Origin of the sequence: Kitasatospora sp. CB01950, assembly GCF_001905465.1 — a bacterium.
In the GTDB taxonomy this organism is placed as follows: domain Bacteria; phylum Actinomycetota; class Actinomycetes; order Streptomycetales; family Streptomycetaceae; genus Kitasatospora.
Window position 1 is genome coordinate 57,208 of record NZ_LISX01000015.1, and the last position, 17,093, is coordinate 74,300.

13 protein-coding genes and 6 tRNA genes are annotated in these 17,093 nt (G+C 73.9%); 9 read left to right on the top strand and 10 right to left on the bottom strand.

Features of this window, described 5'->3' with window-relative positions; genetic code table 11:
• Positions 1–269: 269 nt before the first annotated feature.
• The 6 genes from AMK19_RS29020 to AMK19_RS29045 all read left to right on the top strand — a co-directional run bounded on the left by AMK19_RS29020 (position 270) and on the right by AMK19_RS29045 (position 881).
• Positions 270–342 (top strand) — tRNA-Gly (locus AMK19_RS29020).
• A 39-nt stretch (positions 343–381) separates the two neighbouring features.
• A tRNA-Cys gene (locus AMK19_RS29025) sits at positions 382–455 on the top strand.
• A gap of 35 nt (positions 456–490) precedes the next feature.
• Positions 491–562: transfer RNA gene (locus AMK19_RS29030), tRNA-Val, on the top strand.
• A 33-nt stretch (positions 563–595) separates the two neighbouring features.
• Positions 596–667 (top strand) — tRNA-Val (locus AMK19_RS29035).
• 37 nt (positions 668–704) lie between these two features.
• A tRNA-Val gene (locus AMK19_RS29040) sits at positions 705–776 on the top strand.
• 33 nt (positions 777–809) lie between these two features.
• Positions 810–881 (top strand) — tRNA-Val (locus AMK19_RS29045).
• Positions 882–1,098: 217 nt separating this feature from the next.
• Here the strand turns inward: AMK19_RS29045 and AMK19_RS29050 are convergent.
• On the bottom strand, positions 1,099–1,281 hold the full coding sequence (locus tag AMK19_RS29050) for a hypothetical protein (RefSeq protein WP_073817061.1): 183 nt from the start codon (positions 1,279–1,281) through the stop codon (positions 1,099–1,101).
• A 471-nt stretch (positions 1,282–1,752) separates the two neighbouring features.
• Between AMK19_RS29050 and AMK19_RS29055 the strand changes: the two genes are divergently transcribed.
• From AMK19_RS29055 to AMK19_RS29065, 3 genes are all read left to right on the top strand, one after another.
• On the top strand, positions 1,753–3,714 hold the full coding sequence (locus tag AMK19_RS29055; RefSeq protein ID WP_143200459.1) for a serine/threonine-protein kinase: 1,962 nt from the start codon (positions 1,753–1,755) through the stop codon (positions 3,712–3,714).
• A 58-nt stretch (positions 3,715–3,772) separates the two neighbouring features.
• On the top strand, positions 3,773–4,330 hold the full coding sequence (locus AMK19_RS29060) for a hypothetical protein (RefSeq protein WP_073817068.1): 558 nt from the start codon (positions 3,773–3,775) through the stop codon (positions 4,328–4,330).
• Positions 4,331–4,400: 70 nt separating this feature from the next.
• On the top strand, positions 4,401–4,769 hold the full coding sequence (locus AMK19_RS29065; RefSeq protein ID WP_073817072.1) for a hypothetical protein: 369 nt from the start codon (positions 4,401–4,403) through the stop codon (positions 4,767–4,769).
• On the opposite strand, the gene AMK19_RS29070 is transcribed toward AMK19_RS29065, so the two are convergent.
• The 9 genes from AMK19_RS29070 to AMK19_RS29110 form a co-directional block, all read right to left on the bottom strand.
• On the bottom strand, positions 4,766–5,578 hold the full coding sequence (locus tag AMK19_RS29070; RefSeq protein ID WP_073817077.1) for a hypothetical protein: 813 nt from the start codon (positions 5,576–5,578) through the stop codon (positions 4,766–4,768). The genes AMK19_RS29065 and AMK19_RS29070 overlap by 4 nt on opposite strands.
• Before the next feature lie 64 nt (positions 5,579–5,642).
• A complete protein-coding gene (locus AMK19_RS29075) occupies positions 5,643–6,446 on the bottom strand; it encodes a TrmH family RNA methyltransferase (protein ID WP_073817081.1) in 804 nt (267 codons plus the stop codon).
• A gap of 101 nt (positions 6,447–6,547) precedes the next feature.
• On the bottom strand, positions 6,548–7,777 hold the full coding sequence (cobA, locus tag AMK19_RS29080) for a uroporphyrinogen-III C-methyltransferase (protein WP_073817084.1): 1,230 nt from the start codon (positions 7,775–7,777) through the stop codon (positions 6,548–6,550).
• Positions 7,778–7,906: 129 nt separating this feature from the next.
• Positions 7,907–11,800 carry a nicotinate-nucleotide--dimethylbenzimidazole phosphoribosyltransferase gene (cobT, locus tag AMK19_RS29085; protein ID WP_073817088.1) on the bottom strand — a complete coding sequence of 1,298 codons (3,894 nt, stop codon included), beginning with the start codon at positions 11,798–11,800 and terminating at the stop codon, positions 7,907–7,909.
• 404 nt (positions 11,801–12,204) lie between these two features.
• Positions 12,205–13,443, bottom strand: coding sequence for a precorrin-6y C5,15-methyltransferase (decarboxylating) subunit CbiE (cbiE, locus tag AMK19_RS29090; RefSeq protein WP_073817092.1), 1,239 nt, complete (start codon positions 13,441–13,443; stop codon positions 12,205–12,207).
• A 140-nt stretch (positions 13,444–13,583) separates the two neighbouring features.
• Complete coding sequence (locus tag AMK19_RS29095) at positions 13,584–14,210, bottom strand: GNAT family N-acetyltransferase (protein ID WP_073817095.1); 627 nt, start codon at positions 14,208–14,210, stop codon at positions 13,584–13,586.
• 144 nt (positions 14,211–14,354) lie between these two features.
• On the bottom strand, positions 14,355–15,194 hold the full coding sequence (locus AMK19_RS29100; RefSeq protein WP_073817098.1) for a MetQ/NlpA family ABC transporter substrate-binding protein: 840 nt from the start codon (positions 15,192–15,194) through the stop codon (positions 14,355–14,357).
• Positions 15,195–15,264: 70 nt separating this feature from the next.
• Positions 15,265–16,023 (bottom strand): methionine ABC transporter permease, encoded by a 759-nt coding sequence (locus AMK19_RS29105; RefSeq protein ID WP_073817102.1) that lies wholly within the window; start codon positions 16,021–16,023, stop codon positions 15,265–15,267.
• Positions 16,020–17,045: a methionine ABC transporter ATP-binding protein gene (locus tag AMK19_RS29110; protein WP_073817105.1), complete on the bottom strand. Its 1,026-nt coding sequence runs from the start codon at positions 17,043–17,045 to the stop codon at positions 16,020–16,022. The genes AMK19_RS29105 and AMK19_RS29110 overlap by 4 nt, the downstream gene beginning before the upstream one ends.
• Between the last annotated feature and the right edge of the window lie 48 nt (positions 17,046–17,093).

Sequence of the window (17,093 nt, forward strand, 5' to 3'; positions counted from 1 at the left end):
GACACGGGTTCTCCTGCGCGGATTGCGGTGCTGCCCGTTGCGCCCGCGCGAGCGCGGGCGTGGGCGCCGGGGGTTCGCCCCGGTACCGAAAAGTCTAGGTCGGAGGCCTGTGGGAACGGTCCGGGCGGACCGGGCGGTTGGGCATCCGGCGGCCATCCCCGCGCCACGCTGCGGGAACGGATTTTTCAGCTGGGCCCGGAATCCGCTAGAGTTCAACACGTCGCCAGGGAGCGCGGCCGGAAAAACCGGAAGAGCTTCCAGGAAGACAGGCGGACGTGGCTCAGTTGGTAGAGCATCACCTTGCCAAGGTGAGGGTCGCGAGTTCGAATCTCGTCGTCCGCTCGATGGAGAACAGGTAGGATCGTTCTTCAGATGTTGCCTGGTGGAGTGGCCGAGAGGCGAGGCAACGGCCTGCAAAGCCGTGTACACGGGTTCAAATCCCGTCTCCACCTCCAAGAGGTGCCTCCGGTTTCGACCGGAGGCCCTCCCCGCGCGATTAGCTCAGCGGGAGAGCACTACCTTGACACGGTAGGGGTCACTGGTTCAATCCCAGTATCGCGCACTGGTCTTCGGATCTCGATCCACAGATCGTCCTGCGCGATTAGCTCAGCGGGAGAGCACTACCTTGACACGGTAGGGGTCACTGGTTCAATCCCAGTATCGCGCACACAGGCAGGGCCTCTTCGAGCCCCTGGCACACCCCCGCGCGATTAGCTCAGCGGGAGAGCACTACCTTGACACGGTAGGGGTCACTGGTTCAATCCCAGTATCGCGCACTGGTCTTCGGATCTCGATCCACAGATCGTCCTGCGCGATTAGCTCAGCGGGAGAGCACTACCTTGACACGGTAGGGGTCACTGGTTCAATCCCAGTATCGCGCACAGAAGTTGAGAGCCGTCACCCGGTTTCGGGTGGCGGCTCTCGGTGTTTCGGCGCGGTGGCGGGCATGGGAGTGGCCGGGAACGGCACGCCCTCACCGACGTGTCGTTCCCGGCCACCGGGTGGGCCCGGAGCTGCAGCCTGCGCCACTCATTTCGTCCGTCCACGACGTGATGAGGGTTGCTCCGGGCCGGCGCGTCGACCCCTACCCCATGGGGGTCAGCGCCCGATCAGATCGGCGACCGCCTGTGTCTGGGTCGCCAGTTGGTCCCACGCCCCGAACAGGACCATCAGCAGGATCGCGCAGGGCAGGGCGATGGCGAGGGCGACCATCGGGTGCCGGGTCTCCGCGGGGTGCGGGGACAGGGGCCGGCTGCGAAGGGCTCTGCTGAGCGGTGCCATGTCTGCTGTGCTCCTGCCGGGCTGCTGCTGGTGCTGTCGGGTCGGGGACGGGTGGTTCTGCTTGGCAGCGAGGACGGTTCTTCTCGGGGGACGAGCGGGGCCGTCCTCGCTGTGAACAACGTTAGGCGGCACGGCTTTCGAGGTCGTCATGCCGTCGTACCGTTCCGATCGCCTCCGCTGGTAGGAGGAGGAGCGGGGTCACGTACACCTGGAGTCGGACTCCGGGGTGCGCGCACCCCTTAGGCGACCCTGACAGGACCCCTTGGGGGACGGTCGGACTGCTGGTGGGACAGGGGGTCCGACGGGGCGTCGGCAGCACCGATCTGACAATCGGACCGGCGGTTCGTGTGTTGCGTGTCAGCACGGGGCCGCTAGCTGTCCGTAAGCTGTGCCGAGACAGTTGTCTGACGATGCCCCAATCCGACGGGGCCTCACCCCACAGGCTGACGGAACGGGAACGGGTACGGGCAGATGGCAATGATGCGGCTGCGGCGTGAGGACCCCCGCATCGTCGGCCCGTACCGGCTGCACCGGCGGCTGGGCGCGGGCGGGATGGGCGTGGTCTTCCTCGGTTCGGACCGGAGGGGGCAGCGGGTCGCGCTGAAGCTGATCCGCGCCGAACTCGCCGAGGACGCCGAGTTCCGCACCCGGTTCGCCCGCGAGATCGCGGCGGCCTCCCGGATCCGCGGCGGCTGCACGGCGCGGGTGATGGGCTCCGACATCGAGGCCGACCGCCCGTGGCTGGCCACCGCGTACGTGCCCGGGCCGTCGCTGTACAAGCAGATCTCCGAAGAGGGCGTGCTGGCCTGGCCGGACGCGGCGCGGATCGGCGCGGCGCTGGCCGACGGACTGGTGAAGGTGCACGAGGCGGGAGTGGTGCACCGCGACCTCAAGCCGTCGAACATCCTGCTCTCCCCCAAGGGCCCGCGGATCATCGACTTCGGCATCGCCTGGTCGCGCGGCGCGTCCACCCTCACGCACGTCGGCACCGCGGTCGGCTCGCCGGGCTTCCTGGCGCCCGAGCAGGTGCGCGGCGCGGCGGTGACGCCCGCCACCGACGTGTTCGCGTTCGGGGCGACGCTGGCGTTCGCGCTGACCGGGGAGTCGCCGTTCGGGTCGGGCGCCTCGTCCGAGGTGATGCTGTACCGGGTGGTGCACGAGGAGCCGGACCTGACCGGGATTCCGCCGGTGCTGGCCCCGGTGGTGCGGGCCTGCCTGGCCAAGGAGCCGTCCGAGCGCCCGCCGGCGGCCGCGCTGCACGAGCGCCTCAGCGAACTCGCCACCCGCGGCGCCGGCGGCCGGGCCGCCCGGGCCGCGGCCCGTGCCGAGGAGCGGGCCGCGACCGCGCAGGCCGCGACCGCCGCCCCGGCGGAGGCTCCGGCGGCCGCCCGGCCCGACGGTCCGCCGCCGCGCCGCCCGGCCGGCCCGCAAGGGGCCGCGGTGCCCGGTGCCGTCCGGCGGCCCGCCGCCGACGCTCCGCGCGCCTCGGCCGGTGCGCCGCCAGCCGCCCGCCCGGCGCCCGCCCGGCCTGCGGCAGCGGCCGCGCAGCCCGCTGCCGACGTCGCGGCGGCCGGTGGACGGCCGGTCGCGGCCGCGCAGCCGATGCCCCGGCAGGAGGTGCACCCGGACGCCCGCACCGAGCGGGTGCGGCGCCCGGTCCGGGACGGCGACACGGTGCGCGAGCGCCGGCCCGCCGCCGGTTCCGCCGGTCGGGAGCGCACCCCGCTGCCCGGCCGCGACCGCACTCCCCCGCCCGGGCGGGTGCCCGGACCCGCCCGTCCGACGGCCCGTCAACGGCTGATGCGGCAGCGGCTGGTGGTGTTCGTCACCGTGACGGTCGGGGTGGCGCTGGCCATCGCGGTCGCACAGGGCTGCGAGAACCGCAGCACCCAAGGCCTGCCCGCGCCGACCGCGACGGCCCCGGTGAAGCCGACCACGGGCGCGACGCTGTCGGTGGACGGGGTGAACACGGTCGGCCACGGCGGCTCGGGCCTGGGCCCGGCGCTCGGCAGCCCGCCGTCGGCGGACTGGCCCAACCGCAGCTACCCGGACCCGGCGGGCGGCCCCGCGATCCAGCTGCACGACAGCCACTCCACCGACGCGGGCGCGCCGGTCAGCCTGTCCGCCGTACTGCCGGCCCGCTACCGGGACGCCCCGGCGACGCTGGTGGTGCTGCGCCGGGGCGAGGGCTCCGTCCCCGTCGACCTGGTGCAGCTGTACGGCTTCGACGGAGACACCCCGGTGCTGATCGCCGGCCGGGCGTCCGCCGCGAACCCCGAGGCCGGGGCGGTGTGGCGGGTGGAGAACGGCGCGCTGATCCGCGAGGAACGGGTGGAGCGCACCGGCGCGGTCTCCTCGACCCGGTACACCGTCCGGCCGGACGGCAGCCTGGAGGAGTCCTGGCCGGGGGCGGGCGTGTCCGGCTCGCACTGATCCGCCGGCCCCCGGCGGCGGTGACGGGCTGTCAGTGCCCGGCGGGAGCATGTGCCGCATGATGTGGACGACCGACGCGATGCACGTCGCGTACTGCCAGTACTTCCTGTACGGGCCGGAGCTGCCGGACGGCTGGGACGCGCACGCGCTGGCCCGGCTGTTCCACGGCAACGGGGTGGCCGCCGGCTGCCCGGACCACCTGACGGTGCTGTGCGGCACCCACACCGGGCTGATCCGGCTCGGCGTGGAGCGGACCGCGGAGCGGCCCGCCGAGCCCGGGCCGGAGTGGGAGAGCGCCGTGGAGCTTTCGCTGTACAGCAGCGGCGAGTTGCGGCTGCGGGCCTGGGACGGCGTGGACATCGCCGAGGCCGGCAACCTCGCGCACGCGGGCCGCGGCTGGTACCGGATCCGGGTGCAGACCCGGGGCCGCGACCGGGGCCGGGAGACCGACACCGCCGCCCGCCCCGTCGAGGAGCACCGGCTGACGGTCTGGCCCGCTCCCCCGTCGCCCGACCTGGTGCTGCGGGTGGGCGACCTGACGGGCCGTCGCCACCACAAGCCGGGCCGTCCGGCGCCGCAGCCGATATCGCCGCCGGCGGCCCGCCGGGCAGCCTGACGGGTCATCGGCCGGTCACGGCGGATAATGATCCGCGGAAATCTGGGCGAGACCGGGAGGTACGGGAGCGATGGCGCTGGTCGCGGGAGTGCGCGTCAAGCTGGTGGTGGATGTGGCGCTGGGGGACGCGTCCGGGAGCGGAGAGCCCGTGGGCGTCCTGCTGCTGGGGGCGGGCGTCGAGGGCACCGTCGAGCACGTGGTCGGGGAGGTGGCGGCGCCCGAGGAGGTCCGCGAGTACGAGCGGCTGCGGGCGCTGCACGACGACTACGGGCACACCATGCCCGCCGAGAGTCTCAAGCAACTGGAGGGCCAGATCGCCACGTTGACGCCGCACTGGGAGGCGTTCCAGGTGCGGGGGCCGCGCTCGTCGGTCCGGGTGCGCTTCGACAACGGGTTCGTGCTGGACGGGGCCGACGAGGCGGTGCTGGCGGCTCTCTAGAACCGGTCGTGCTCCTCCCAGTCGTACCAGCCGTCGCCCAGCGGGACATAGCTGCCCTTGGCGGGCAGGGTGGTGCCGGGCGGGAAGTACGCGAGGCCGTGGGGAGCGAAGACGCCGGTGCCGGGGATGGCGAACTTGACGCCGCCGCCGGTGAGTTCGGGCTCGGTGAGGTGGTAGCCCGCGACCCAGCCCTGCTCGGCCGTGCCGGTGGCCAGGGCGTGTTCGGCCCAGTCGGTGAGCGCCGGGCGGGCCAGCGCGAAGCGGGCCTCGGCCGGGTCGGTCCGGGTGACCGTCAGCACGGTGGCGGCCACCAGCAGCGGAGCCACCGCCCAGCGCCAACGGCCCGACGGGGACTCGGCGTTGCGGGCGGCGGGCTGCTGCTGCCAGAGCAGCCAGGCGAACGGCAGGCCGACCAGCGTCAGCCCGCCGACGCCGAGCAGGCCGTAGTCCCAGCCCGGGAGGCTGAAGCCCAGCACGACGGCGGCGCAGCCCAGCGCGAGGCCGAGCAGCGCGCTGGTGCCGGGGCGGCGCGGGCGGGTGAGCGGCCTTTCGACCGTCGCTCCGATCACCACGACGGCGATCAGCAGGACCGGGAACGCGAACGGCAGCATGGCCAGGGGCGCGGTCAGCGGAGCCGCCGTGAGCCCCGACAGGAACAGGCCGCCCGCGACGGCGGCGAACACCATCGCGAGGTGCGGTACTCCCTCGGGCAGCGCCACGACCGCGGCGAGCAGGGCGGTCAGCAGCAGGGGGCCGCGGTAGCCGGGGAGCGTGAGTCGGCGGAGCGCGACGGCTCGGTCGATGATCATGGCGGCATGTCTACCGAAAAAGCGCGCCGGGCGGAAGCCTCAACTTCCTTTGTGGGGCCGGGAGTCAGCCGTGGTTCACCGCGTAGAACGCGATCGCGGCGGCGGCGCCGACGTTGAGCGAGTCGATGCCGTGCGCCATCGGGATGCGCACCCGCTGGTCGGCGGCGGCGAGGGCCTTCGGGGTCAGGCCGTCGCCCTCGGCGCCCAGCATCAGGGCCGCTCTGGGGAGCAGGTGGGACTTGGCGACGGTGAAGTCCTCGGCACCGGACGGGGTGAGGGCGAGCAGTTCGAAGCCGGCCTCGCGGACGGCCGCGAGGGAGTCCGGCCACGGGTCGAGGCGGGCGTACGGGACGGAGAACACCGCTCCCATGGACGTCTTGACGGCACGTCGGTAGAGCGGGTCGGCGCAGTCCGGGGAGAGCAGGACGGCGTCCATGCCGAGAGCGGCCGCGGAGCGGAAGATCGCACCGAGGTTGGTGTGGTCGACCAGGCCCTCCAGCACGGCGACGCGACGCGCCCCGTCGAGGACGTCGGACGCAGTCGGCAGGGGCTTGCGCTCCATCGACGCGAGGGCCCCGCGATGGACGTGGTAGCCGGTGACGCGCTCGGCGAGGGCGGGCTCGACAAGATGGACGGGGGCGTCGGCCTCCTCGATCACGTCGGCCATCACGCCGAGCCACTTGGCGGTGAGCAGCATCGACCGCATCCGGTAGCCGGCGGCGAGGGCGCGACGGATCACCTTCTCGCCCTCGGCGATGAACAGGCCCTCGGCCGGTTCGCGCCGACGGCGGAGCTCGACGTCGGTGAGGTCGGTGTAGTCGCTCAGGCGGGGGTCGCCGGCGTCGGTGACGGTGATGGGCTCAGACACTGGATGATTTTCGCACGTGGGGGGATCGGGAGAGGTCGGAGCAGGGACCGGAAACGGCGGAACGCTCGGCACCCCCGTGACCGACCGCAGACTCGGGGCCTTCAGCCCAGGACGTTGACCACGTCGCCGATGACGATGACCGCCGGGGGCTTGATGCCCTCGGTGAGGACGGTGTCGCCGATGGTGGCGAGGGTGGCGTCGATGCGGCGTTGGGCGGAGGTGGTGCCCTCCTGGACGACGGCGACGGGGGTGTCGGCGGGGCGGCCGTGCTTCAACAGCTCGGCGGCGATGGCGGCGATCTTGTCGACGGCCATCAGCAGGACCAGGGTGCCGGTCATGCCGGCGACGGCCTGCCAGTTGGTGAGGGAGCGTTCGCCGGGGCCGACGTGGCCGGAGATCACGGTGAACTCGTGGGTGAGGCCGCGGTGGGTGACGGGGATGCCGGCGGCGGCGGGGACGCTGATGGAGGAGGAGATGCCGGGGACGACGGTGACGGGGACGCCCGCGTCCAGGCAGGCGAGGAGTTCCTCGCCGCCGCGGCCGAAGACGTACGGGTCGCCGCCCTTGAGGCGGACCACGAACTTTCCGGCCTTGGCGTGGTCGATCAGGGTCTGGTTGATCGCTTCCTGGGCCATGTAGCGGCCGTAGGGGATCTTCGAGGCGTCGATCACCTCGACGTGCGGCGGGAGTTCGGCGAGCAGCTCGCGGGGGGCGAGCCGGTCGGCGACGACCACGTCGGCGTCCGCGAGGAGTCGACGGCCGCGGACGGTGATCAGGTCGGGGTCGCCGGGGCCGCCGCCGACCAGGGCGACGCCCGCGCCGCGGGCACGGTACTGGCGGGCGGCGAGGGAGGCGTCGCGCAGGCCCGCGACGATGGAGTCGCGGAGGGCGGCGGAGTGCCGGGGGTCGCCGGTGAGGACGGCGACGGTCGCGCCGGCGTCGTGGCCGGAGGCGGGCGTCCAGGCGGTGGCGGCGGAGGCGTCGTCGCTGCGGGAGCAGAACACCCGGAGGCGTTCGGCCTCGGCGGAGACGGCGGTGTTGACGTCCGGGTCGTCGGTGGCGACCAGGACGTACCAGGTGTCGGCCAGGTCGCCGTCCGCGTACGGGCGCCGGTGCCAGGTGAGTTCACCGGCGTCGGCCATCGCGGAGACCGCCGGGGTGGTGGCCGGCGCTATCAGGTGCAGGTCGGCGCCGGCGGCGATCAGTGCGGGCAGGCGGCGCTGGGCGACCTGGCCGCCGCCGATCACGACGACGCGGCGGCCGGCCAGCAGCAGCCCGACGGGGTACGGGGTGAGGCCCTGGGTGGACGGGTGCGGGTGCGGCGCGGTCATCGGCGGGAGCTCCTGGGTTGGGCAGCGGTGCGGAGAGCCCCGTACCGGGCGCGCCCTCTGGCCCGGTACGGGCCGGCGGTGGCCTCCCCCGCTCGGTGGAGCGGGGGCGGCCGGGTGCCGGATGGTGGGTCAGGCCTTCTCGGTGACTCCGGCGGAGTCGAAGGTGGCTACATCGTGCATCGCCCGGGCGGCGCTCTGCACCAACGGCAGGGCGAGCAGGGCACCGGTGCCCTCGCCGAGACGCAGGTCCAGGTCGATCAGCGGGCGCAGGCCGAGCCTGGCGAGCGCGGTCTGGTGGCCCGGCTCGGCGGAGCGGTGACCGGCGATGCAGGCCGCCAGCACCTCCGGCGCGATGGCCCTGGCGACCAGCGCGGCCGAGCCGGCGATCACGCCGTCCAGGATGACCGGGGTGCGCAGCGAGGCCGCGCCGAGCAGGAAGCCGGCGATCGCGGCGTGCTCCAGCCCGCCGACTGCGGCGAGCACGCCGATCGGGTCGGCCGGGTCCGGCTTGTGCAGGTCGAGGGCCTGGCGGATCACCTCGACCTTGCGGGCGTGGGTGGCGTCGTCGATGCCGGTGCCGCGACCGGTCACCTCGGCCGGGTCGGTCTCGGTGAACACCGAGATCAGCGCGGCGGAGGCGGTGGTGTTGGCGATGCCCATGTCGCCGGTGATCAGCACCTTGTTGCCGGCCGCGACCAGGTCGCGGGCGGTCTCGATGCCGACCTCGATCGCGCGGACGGCCTCGTCGCGGCTCATCGCCGGGCCCTGCGTCATGTCGTCGGTGCCGGGCTTGACCTTGCGCGGCAGCAGGCCGGTGGTGCGGCCGTTCTGAATGGCGTCCGGCAGTTCGGCGGCGACGCCGACGTCCACCACGCACACCTCGGTGCCGATCTGCGCGGCGAACGCGTTGACCACCGCTCCCCCGGCCAGGAAGTTCCCGACCATCTGTGCGGTGACCTCCTGCGGCCACGGCGTCACGCCCTGGGCGTGCACCCCGTGGTCGCCGGCGAAGATCGCCACGCAGCCCGGCTCCGGGATCGGCGGCGGGCAGGCGCGGGCCAGGCCGGACAGCTGCGCCGCGATGATCTCCAGCACGCCGAGCGACCCGGCGGGCTTGGTCATCCGCTTCTGCCGGTCCCACGCCTCGCCGAGCGCCTTGGCGTCCAGCGGGCGGATGCCTCGCAGCGTGTCGGAGAGCAGGTCGTGCGGCTCCTCGCCGGGCAGGGCGCGGTTGCCGTACTGCTCCTCGTGCACCACCCAGGACAGCGGGCGCTTCTTCGCCCAGCCCTGCTGCTCCAGCTCCGGCTCGTCCGGGAACGCGTCCACGAAGCCGACGCACAGGTAGGCGACGACCTCCAGGTGCTCGGGCAGGCCGAGTTCGCGGACCAGTTCCTCGTCGTCGAAGAAGCTCACCCAGCCGACGCCCAGGCCCTCGGCGCGGGCCGCCAGCCACAGGTTCTCCACCGCGAGGGCCGCCGAGTACGGGGCCATCTGCGGCTGGGTGTGGCGGCCCAGCGTGTGCCGGCCGCCGCGGGTGCGGTCGGCGGTCACCACGATGTTGACCGGGGTTTCGAGGATCGCCTCGATCTTGATTTCCTTGAACTGCTTCGCCCGGCCCTTGGGCAGCGAGTCCGCGTACGCCTCGCGCTGACGTTCTGCCAGCTCGTGCATCTTCCGGCGGGTCTTGGCGGAGCGGATCACCACGAAGTCCCACGGCTGCGAGTAGCCGACGCTCGGCGCGGTGTGCGCCGCCTCCAGCACCCGGATCAGCACCTCGTGCGGGATCGGGTCCGGGCGGAAGCCGTTGCGGATGTCGCGGCGCTCGCGGATCACCTGGTGGACGGCCTCGCGGCACGCGTCGTCGTAGGCGGGCGCGGCGGGGCCGCGGTCCTCCTCGGGGGCCTCGGCGGGGGCTACGGGGGCCTCGGCGGGGTCGGCCGGATCGGTGGAGGCGGCGGGGTCGGTCTCCGCTTCGACTTCGGCCTCGGCCGGGGTCTCGGCTTCGGCTTCGGTGGCTGCGGCGGGCTCGGTGGGCTCCGGTGCGGCCTCGGTCTCGGGCTCGGCCGGGGTCTCGACGGCAGCCGGCTCCGCGACGGGCTCGGCCTCGGTCTCGGCGGCGGGTTCGGCTGCCGGTTCCTCGACGGGGGCGACGGCTTCCGCTTCCTCGATGGGCGCGGTGGCGGCGTCGGCGACCGGCTCGACGGCCTCGGCGGGCTGCGGGGTTCCGGGCTGCAGCAGCGGCAGTCCGGCGGGCGCGGCGAGGAATGCGGAGATGCGGCGGTGCGCACCTCGTCCGGCCGGCTTCTCGGCCTGTTCGGGGACCTGCTCGGCCTCGGCCTGGGCCTCGACGGCGGGCTCGGCTTCCTGCGGGGCGGGCTGCTCGGCCGGCTGCTCGGCGGCGGGTGCCTCCGGCTGCTCGGCCGACGGGGCGTCAGCGGCGGCCTCGGGTTGCGGCTCCGACGGGGCCTCGACGGGCTCGGCGGCCACGGTCTCGGTCGCGACCGGCTCGACGACGACCGGCTCGACGACGGCGGGCACGGGCTCAGCGGCGGGCACGGGCTCGGCAGCAGGTGCTTCCTCCGCCGGGGCGTCCGCGACGGGCGCAGCTTCGGCCGTCGGGGCGTCCGTCGGGGCCTCTTCGGCAGCGGGCTCGGCGACGGCGGGCGTCTCTGCGGCCGGCACCTCGACGGCAGCGGCCTCGACAGTAGCGGCCTGGGCAACCGGGATCTCGGCGACAGGTGCCGGGGTGGCGGCGGGGGCCGCGGGCTCGACCGGTTCGACGAACACGGGCGTCAGGCTCGCGGCGGGCGCGGCGGCGGCCACGGCCTCCGGCGTGGGCTGCGCGGGGACCTCGGCCACGACGGGTGCAGCGGGCTCGACCGCGATCGGCTCGACGGCGGCCACCGGCTCGACTGCGATCGGCTGCACGGCGGCGACCTCCGGTTCGGCGGCGGGCGCTTCCTCGGCAGGTGCGGCCGACTCGACGGGCGCAGCCTGCTCAACGGGCGCGGCCTGGACGGCAAGTGCAGCCTGCTCGGCCGGAACAACCTGCTCGGCGGGCACAGCCGACTGGGCCTGCTCAGCGGGCGCGGCCGACTCGGCCGGCACGGCCTGCTCGGCGGGCGCAGCCGACTCCGCGGGCACAGCCGACTCGGCCTGCGCAGCGGGTGCAGCCTGCTCCGTCGGCGCGGCCTGCTCGGCGGGCACGGCCTGCTCGGCGGGCACGGCCGACTCCGCGGGCGCAGCCGGCGCGGCCTGCTCGGCGGCGATGGCGGCTGCGGCGGGCACGGCCGACTCCGCGGGCGCAGCCGGCGCGGCCTGCTCGGCGGCGATGGCGGCTGCGGCGGCCTCCACCACCTCCGGCTGCACGGGCGCGGGCACCAGCACGGGCTGTGCGGGCGCCGCCTGGGCCTGCACGGTCTGCTGCGGCTGCGGCTGCGGCTGCTGCACCGTTTCGGCGGGGGCCGCGGGCACTCCGAACGCGGGCGTGCCGCCGGGGGTGGACGGGCCGCGGTCGGCCAGCGAGCGGACCGGGACGTGACCGGTCATCAGCGACGGGTCCGGGATCGGCGGGCCGGCGTGCAGCGGGCGGCGCTGCTGGGGCGGCGTCAGCAGCGGCGCGGCGGCCTGCTGCGCCTGCGGGGCGCCCGGCTGCGCGGCCGGGGAGTCCTCCGCGGTGAGCACCGGCGGGGCGAGCGGCGGCCAGGACGGCGCGACGGGGCTGCCGGGCGGCTGCTCCCCCATGGCGGCCTCGGCAGCAGCACCGTCGGCGGGCTCGCCCACCTCGACGACGCCGTGCACGGCGTCGCCCCAGGCGGTCTGGGGGGCGGGCATCAGCAGCACGTCGTCGTCCTCGTCGCCGTCGGGCTGGTCGAGGAAGGTGTACGCGGGCCGCTGTTCGCCGTTCCATCCGGGGGCGGCCTGCTGAAGGGGCGCGCCGAGGTGGTGCTCCGGAACGGGTCCGCCGGGCCCGGTTTCGGGCGCGAGGGGACCGGCGTGGGGGGCGTGGCCGCCGTCGGTCATGTCAATGCTCCTTCCAGGCCGCTTGCGCGTCCTCGGCGGGTTCCCGGAGGTCCCGCCCACTTCGCCGGGGCGGAGCCGCACCGACCCGTCCCTTACTTCATCGGTCGTCACCCGCAGGGGTGGCGTGCCATCAGAAACAACGACAGCCCCGGGCAACCGGCACGACGGCACGGCCGCTTTCGGACCCTCACGGCATTCTTCCGGGCTGGTGCGCACCGCGTCGAATGCCCGCGAAGCGGGCCGTTCGGGTTGCAGCGCGTCAAATCGGCGGTAACCATGCCGAATCGGACACGGTGCAGCCTTGACGAGTTGCCCCCGGGGAAAACCCTACCGGGCACGGCCGAACCGTTCTCGAAACCCTGTCCGGATGCGACGGGGATCACCGTACCGTCGGGGACTGACGATCAGTCGCGCGGTTCGGCCCAGATCAGCAGGGTGTAGTCGCCGCGGCCGAAGGACGGGCCGCCGCCGGCGGCCGGTTCGGCGCGCAGGGGGGCGGACTGGAGCAGCAGCCCGTCGGTGCGGTAGCCGGCGGCGTCGAGGATCTGCCGGGTCTCGCCGGCTTCGGCGAGGCTGCGGGCGACGGCGACGACGCGTTCGGGTCTGCGGGCGACGACGGCGCCGACCATGGCGGGGCCGCCGTTCTCGACGGCGACGGCGTCGGGTTCGGGGAGCGCCCCGAGGACGTCCGGTCCGGTGCCGGCGGCGGTCTCGATCTCGACGCCGGCCTTGCGGGCGTTGGCGGCGATCCGGGCGCAGTCGGCGGGTTCGGCCTCGACGGCGACCACGGCGGCGCCGAACCGGGCGGCTTCGACGGCGAGCGCGCCGTCGCCGGCCCCGACGGTCCACAGCAGGTCGCCGGGGGTGGGTGCGAGGCGGGCGAGCGCCAGCGCGCGGACGTGCGGGGGCAGTGCGCGGGGGCGCTTGCCATCGGTGTCCGCGCCCGCGTACGCCCGGTTGGGGAGTGCCCAGCCGCGCTGCGGTCCGGGGTGGTCGAGGGGTTTGCCGGCCAGCCAGCCGGCGGCGGCCTCGGTGGGCGGGACGTTGCCGATGACCAGGACGACGGAGGGGTCGCGCCAGTCGTGGTCGGGGACGCGTTCGGAGGTGAGGACGGTGACGTCCTCGTCGGGGGTGCCGAGGGCCTCGCAGACCACAAAGGTACGCGGGACGCCGCGCAGCATCAGGGCGAGTTCGCTGGGTCCGGCGTCGGCGGTGGTGAGGACGGCGACCTTGGGGTGCGCGCGGCAGACGTTGGCGGCGCGGCGCAGTCGTCCGCCGTGCGCCGAGACCACCTGGGCGTCCTCCCAGGGCATGCCGGCGCGGGCGAAGGCGACGGCCACCGAGGAGACGGCGGGCAGCACTTCGAGTTCGAGGCCGTACTCGGGGCGGCGCAGGGTGCGCACGACGCCGAAGAAGCCGGGGTCGCCCTCGGCGACGACGACGGCGGTGCCGCGGTGGTCGGCGAGGCGGCGGGCGGCGGCCCGCAGGTCGGCGAGGCCGATGCGTTCGGCGCGTTCCGGTACGGGGAGTGCGGCGAGCTGGTAGCCCGCTCCGGCGACCAGGGTGGCTGCGGCGAGTGCGCCGGCGGCCGCCTGGGTCAGTGGTGTGCCGTCCCACCCGATGACCGTGATCCGGTCAGCCATCTGCGGCTGTTCTCCCTACGCCGTGTTCCGCCCCTGGTGGGTGTGCCGGTGCGGTGTGTGCTTCGCGGTCGGCGCTCCCTCGGCAGAGGCTACCGCGTGGCCGGGGTGGTGCGGAGCCGTGGCGCGCGCCCGGGGCGTGTTCAGGGGCGCAGGGCGTGGTGCCGGTCGGCGGGATGGGCGGGTTCGGGCGGGTCGAGGTCCTCGGGGAGCAGGCTCCACACGATCAGGTCGGTGTGCTCCTCCGGGCCGGGGCCCCATTCCCCGCCGCGGACTATCGCGGCGTTGCGGAGCACGCCTTCGCTGATCGCGCCGGTCTTCTGGGCGACCTGCTGGGCGGCGGTGTTGCCGGCGGGGGTGCGCAGTTCGAGGCGCTGGAAGCCGCGGTCCTCGAACAGCCACTGGGCGGTGCCGAGCACGGCCTCGGGCGCGTAGCCCTCGCCACGGGCCCAGGGGGCGGTGACGCAGCGGACCTCGGTGGCGCGCAGGCGCCAGTCGGTGCGGTCGAGTTCGAGGAGGCCGACCAGCCGCTGGGTGAGGTGTTCGGTGACGGCGAAGACGATTCCGCGCCCTCGGGTGCGGCGCTCGGGCGCCTGACGGGTGATCAGGTCCCGGGCGTCGGCCTCGGCGTAGGGCCGGGGGTGGTCGGTCCAGGTCTGGACGAGTTCGTCGGAGAGCATCGCGGTCAGGCCTGGGGCGTCCTGCTCCTCAAGGGCGCGCAGCAGCAGCCGGTCGGTGCTGATGGCTGTCTCGGGGAAGTTCGCAACCATGCCGTCTCTCCTCGCCGGGTCGTGGACACCGTACGCCCCGCCCTCTTCGGGCGTGTCAGCGTACCTGTTCCGTCCCTCGCGGCTCGTCGGCACGGTGCCCCCGGCGGGGAGGCCGGGGGCACCGTGGGAATTCCGGGGCGTGGATCAGAAGGCGGGGACGACGGCGCCCTGGAAGGTGTCGTCGATGTACTTCTTGACCGCGTCGGAGTGCAGCAGCTCGGCGAGCTTCTTGACCCGCGGGTCGTCCTGGTGGCCCTTCTTGACGGCCAGGATGTTGGCGTACGGGTTGCCCTGGGCCTTCTCCAGCACCAGCGCGTCGGTGGACGGCTTGAGGTTGGCGCCGAGCGCGTAGTTGCCGTTGATGACGGCGGCGTCGACGTCGTCGAGGGCGCGCGGCAGCTGGGCGGCCTCCAGCTCCTTGAACTTCAGGTGCTTGGGGTTGGAGGCGATGTCCTCGGCGGTGGCAGTGGTGCCGGCGCCGTCCTTGAGGGTGATGACGTTGTTGTCGGCGAGCAGCTTGAGCGCCCGGCCCTCGTTGGTGGCGTCGCTCGGGACGGCGATCTGGGCGCCGTCCTTGAGGTCGGCGATGCTCTTGATCTTCTTGGAGTAGACGCCGAGCGGCTCCAGGTGGACGGTCTCGACGGAGACCACGTCGGTGCCGTTCTTCTTGTTGAAGTCGTCCAGGTAGGGCTGGTGCTGGAAGAAGTTCGCGTCCGCGGATCCGTCCTGGACCGAGGTGTTGGGGGTCACGTAGTCGCTGACCTCCTTGATGTCCAGCTTGAGGCCGGCCTGCGACGCCAGGTTGTCCTGCACGAACTTGAGGATCTGCGCGTGCGGGGTGGCGCTGGCGGCGATCACCAGCGGCTTGTTCGGGTCGGCCGAGGCAGCGGAGTCGGAGCTGCCGGAGCTGGAGCAGGCGGTGAGGCCGACGACGAGGCCGGTGGCGGTGGCGGCAAGGACGGTGGTCTTCAGAACGTTACGCACGAAAAGTGCCTTTCTGCGGGTTGCGAACGGCCCTGGTGGGCCGGGGCCGCTCCTGGTGGGGAGCGGTGGTTCAGTGCGAGGACGCGAGGTCCTCGGCGGTCTTCTCGGCGCGCGGCGCGGCCTTGGCGGCCTTCGCGGCGCGGAGGAGGCTCAGCGTGCTGCGGTAGTTGCCGCGGTGGCCGAGCCGGCGGGCGATCAGGTCGCCGAGCAGTTGCAGCACGGTGACGATGATCACGATCTCGGCGACGATGACCCACATGAAGGCGGTCTCGAAGCGCTGGTAGCCGTAGCGGATGGCGAGGTCGCCGAGCCCGCCGCCGCCGACCGTGCCGGCCATGGCGGAGTAGCCGATCAGCGCGATCAGCGTGGTGGTGAAGGCGGAGACCAGCGACGGCAGGCTCTCCGGCAGCAGGGTCTTGCGGACGATGGTGCCGGTCCCGGCGCCCATCGCCTTGAGCGCCTCGATCAGTCCGCCGTCCACCTCGCGCACCGCGGTCTCCACCAGCCGGGCGAAGAACGGGATGGCGCCGACGGCGAGCGGGACGGTGGCGGCCTGCCAGCCGAGCGAGGTGCCCCCCGCGACCAGCTTGGTGAACGGGATCACCGCGACGATCAGGATGACGAACGGGATGGAGCGCCCGACGTTGACGATCACTCCGAGCGCCCGGCTGACGGCCTGGTTCTGCAGCGGGCCGCCCTTGCCGGTGAGCACCAGCAGCAGTCCGAGCGGCAGGCCGACCAGCAGGGTGGCGAGGCCGGCGAGGCCGACCATGCGGAGGGTCTCCCAGGTGGCGGGCCACATCAGTTCCTGCATCCGGTCCCAGGTCATGCCGCCGCTCCGTTCGACAGGTCGAGGACGTCCACCTGGAGTCCCTGTTGGCGCAGGTAGCCGATCGGCACCACGTTGTCGGTGTGGCTGCCGGGCAGTTCGACCCGCATCCGGCCGACCAGGCGGCCGGCGATGGTCTCCACGGCGGCGCCGAGGATGTTGATGTCGATCTGGTACGTCCGGGCCAGCTGGGAGACGAACGGCTGGGCGGGCGCGTCGCCCTGGAAGGTGATCTCCAGGACGGTGCGGTCAGCGGCGCCGGAACCGAAGGCGCCGAGCGGGAACAGGTCCCGGGCGATCCGGGAGTGGCCGTCGGCGAGCAGGTCGGTGAGCTGTCCGGTCTCGACGACCTTGCCGCCGCGCATCAGGGCCGCGGAGTCGCAGACCGACTTGATGACGTCCATCTCGTGGGTGATCAGCAGCACGGTGAGGCCGAGCTGCTGGTTGAGGTCGCGCAGCAGCTTGAGGATCGAGCGGGTGGTCTCCGGGTCGAGGGCACTGGTGGCCTCGTCGGAGAGCAGCACCTTCGGGTCGCCGGCCAGCGCCCGGGCGATGCCCACGCGCTGCTTCTGGCCGCCGGAGAGCTGGCTCGGGTAGCTGCCGGCCTTGTCGGCGAGGCCGACCAGGTCGAGCAGCTCGGCGGCCTTGCGGCGGCGGTCGTGCCGGTCCAGGCCGATGATCTCCAGCGGGAGTTCGACGTTCTGCTGGACGGTGCGCGAGGACAGCAGGTTGAAGTGCTGGAAGACCATGCCGATGCGCCGCCGGGCCTCGCGCAGTTCGCGTCCGGCGCGCTGCTCGCTGCCGGCCAGCGCGGTCAGCTCGACGCCGTCCACGGTGACGGTGCCGGAGGTGGGCCGCTCCAGCAGGTTGACGCACCGGATCAGGGTGGACTTGCCGGCGCCGCTGGTGCCCACGACGCCGAAGACCTCGCCCTCCCGCACGTGCAGGTCGACGCTGTCCAGCGCCAGGACGTCACGGCCCCGGGAACGGTAGACCTTGGTCAGGCCCTTGGTGGTGATCACAGCTGCTTCCGTTGTTCGTCGGCGGATGTTCATCGGCGGACTGCCGTG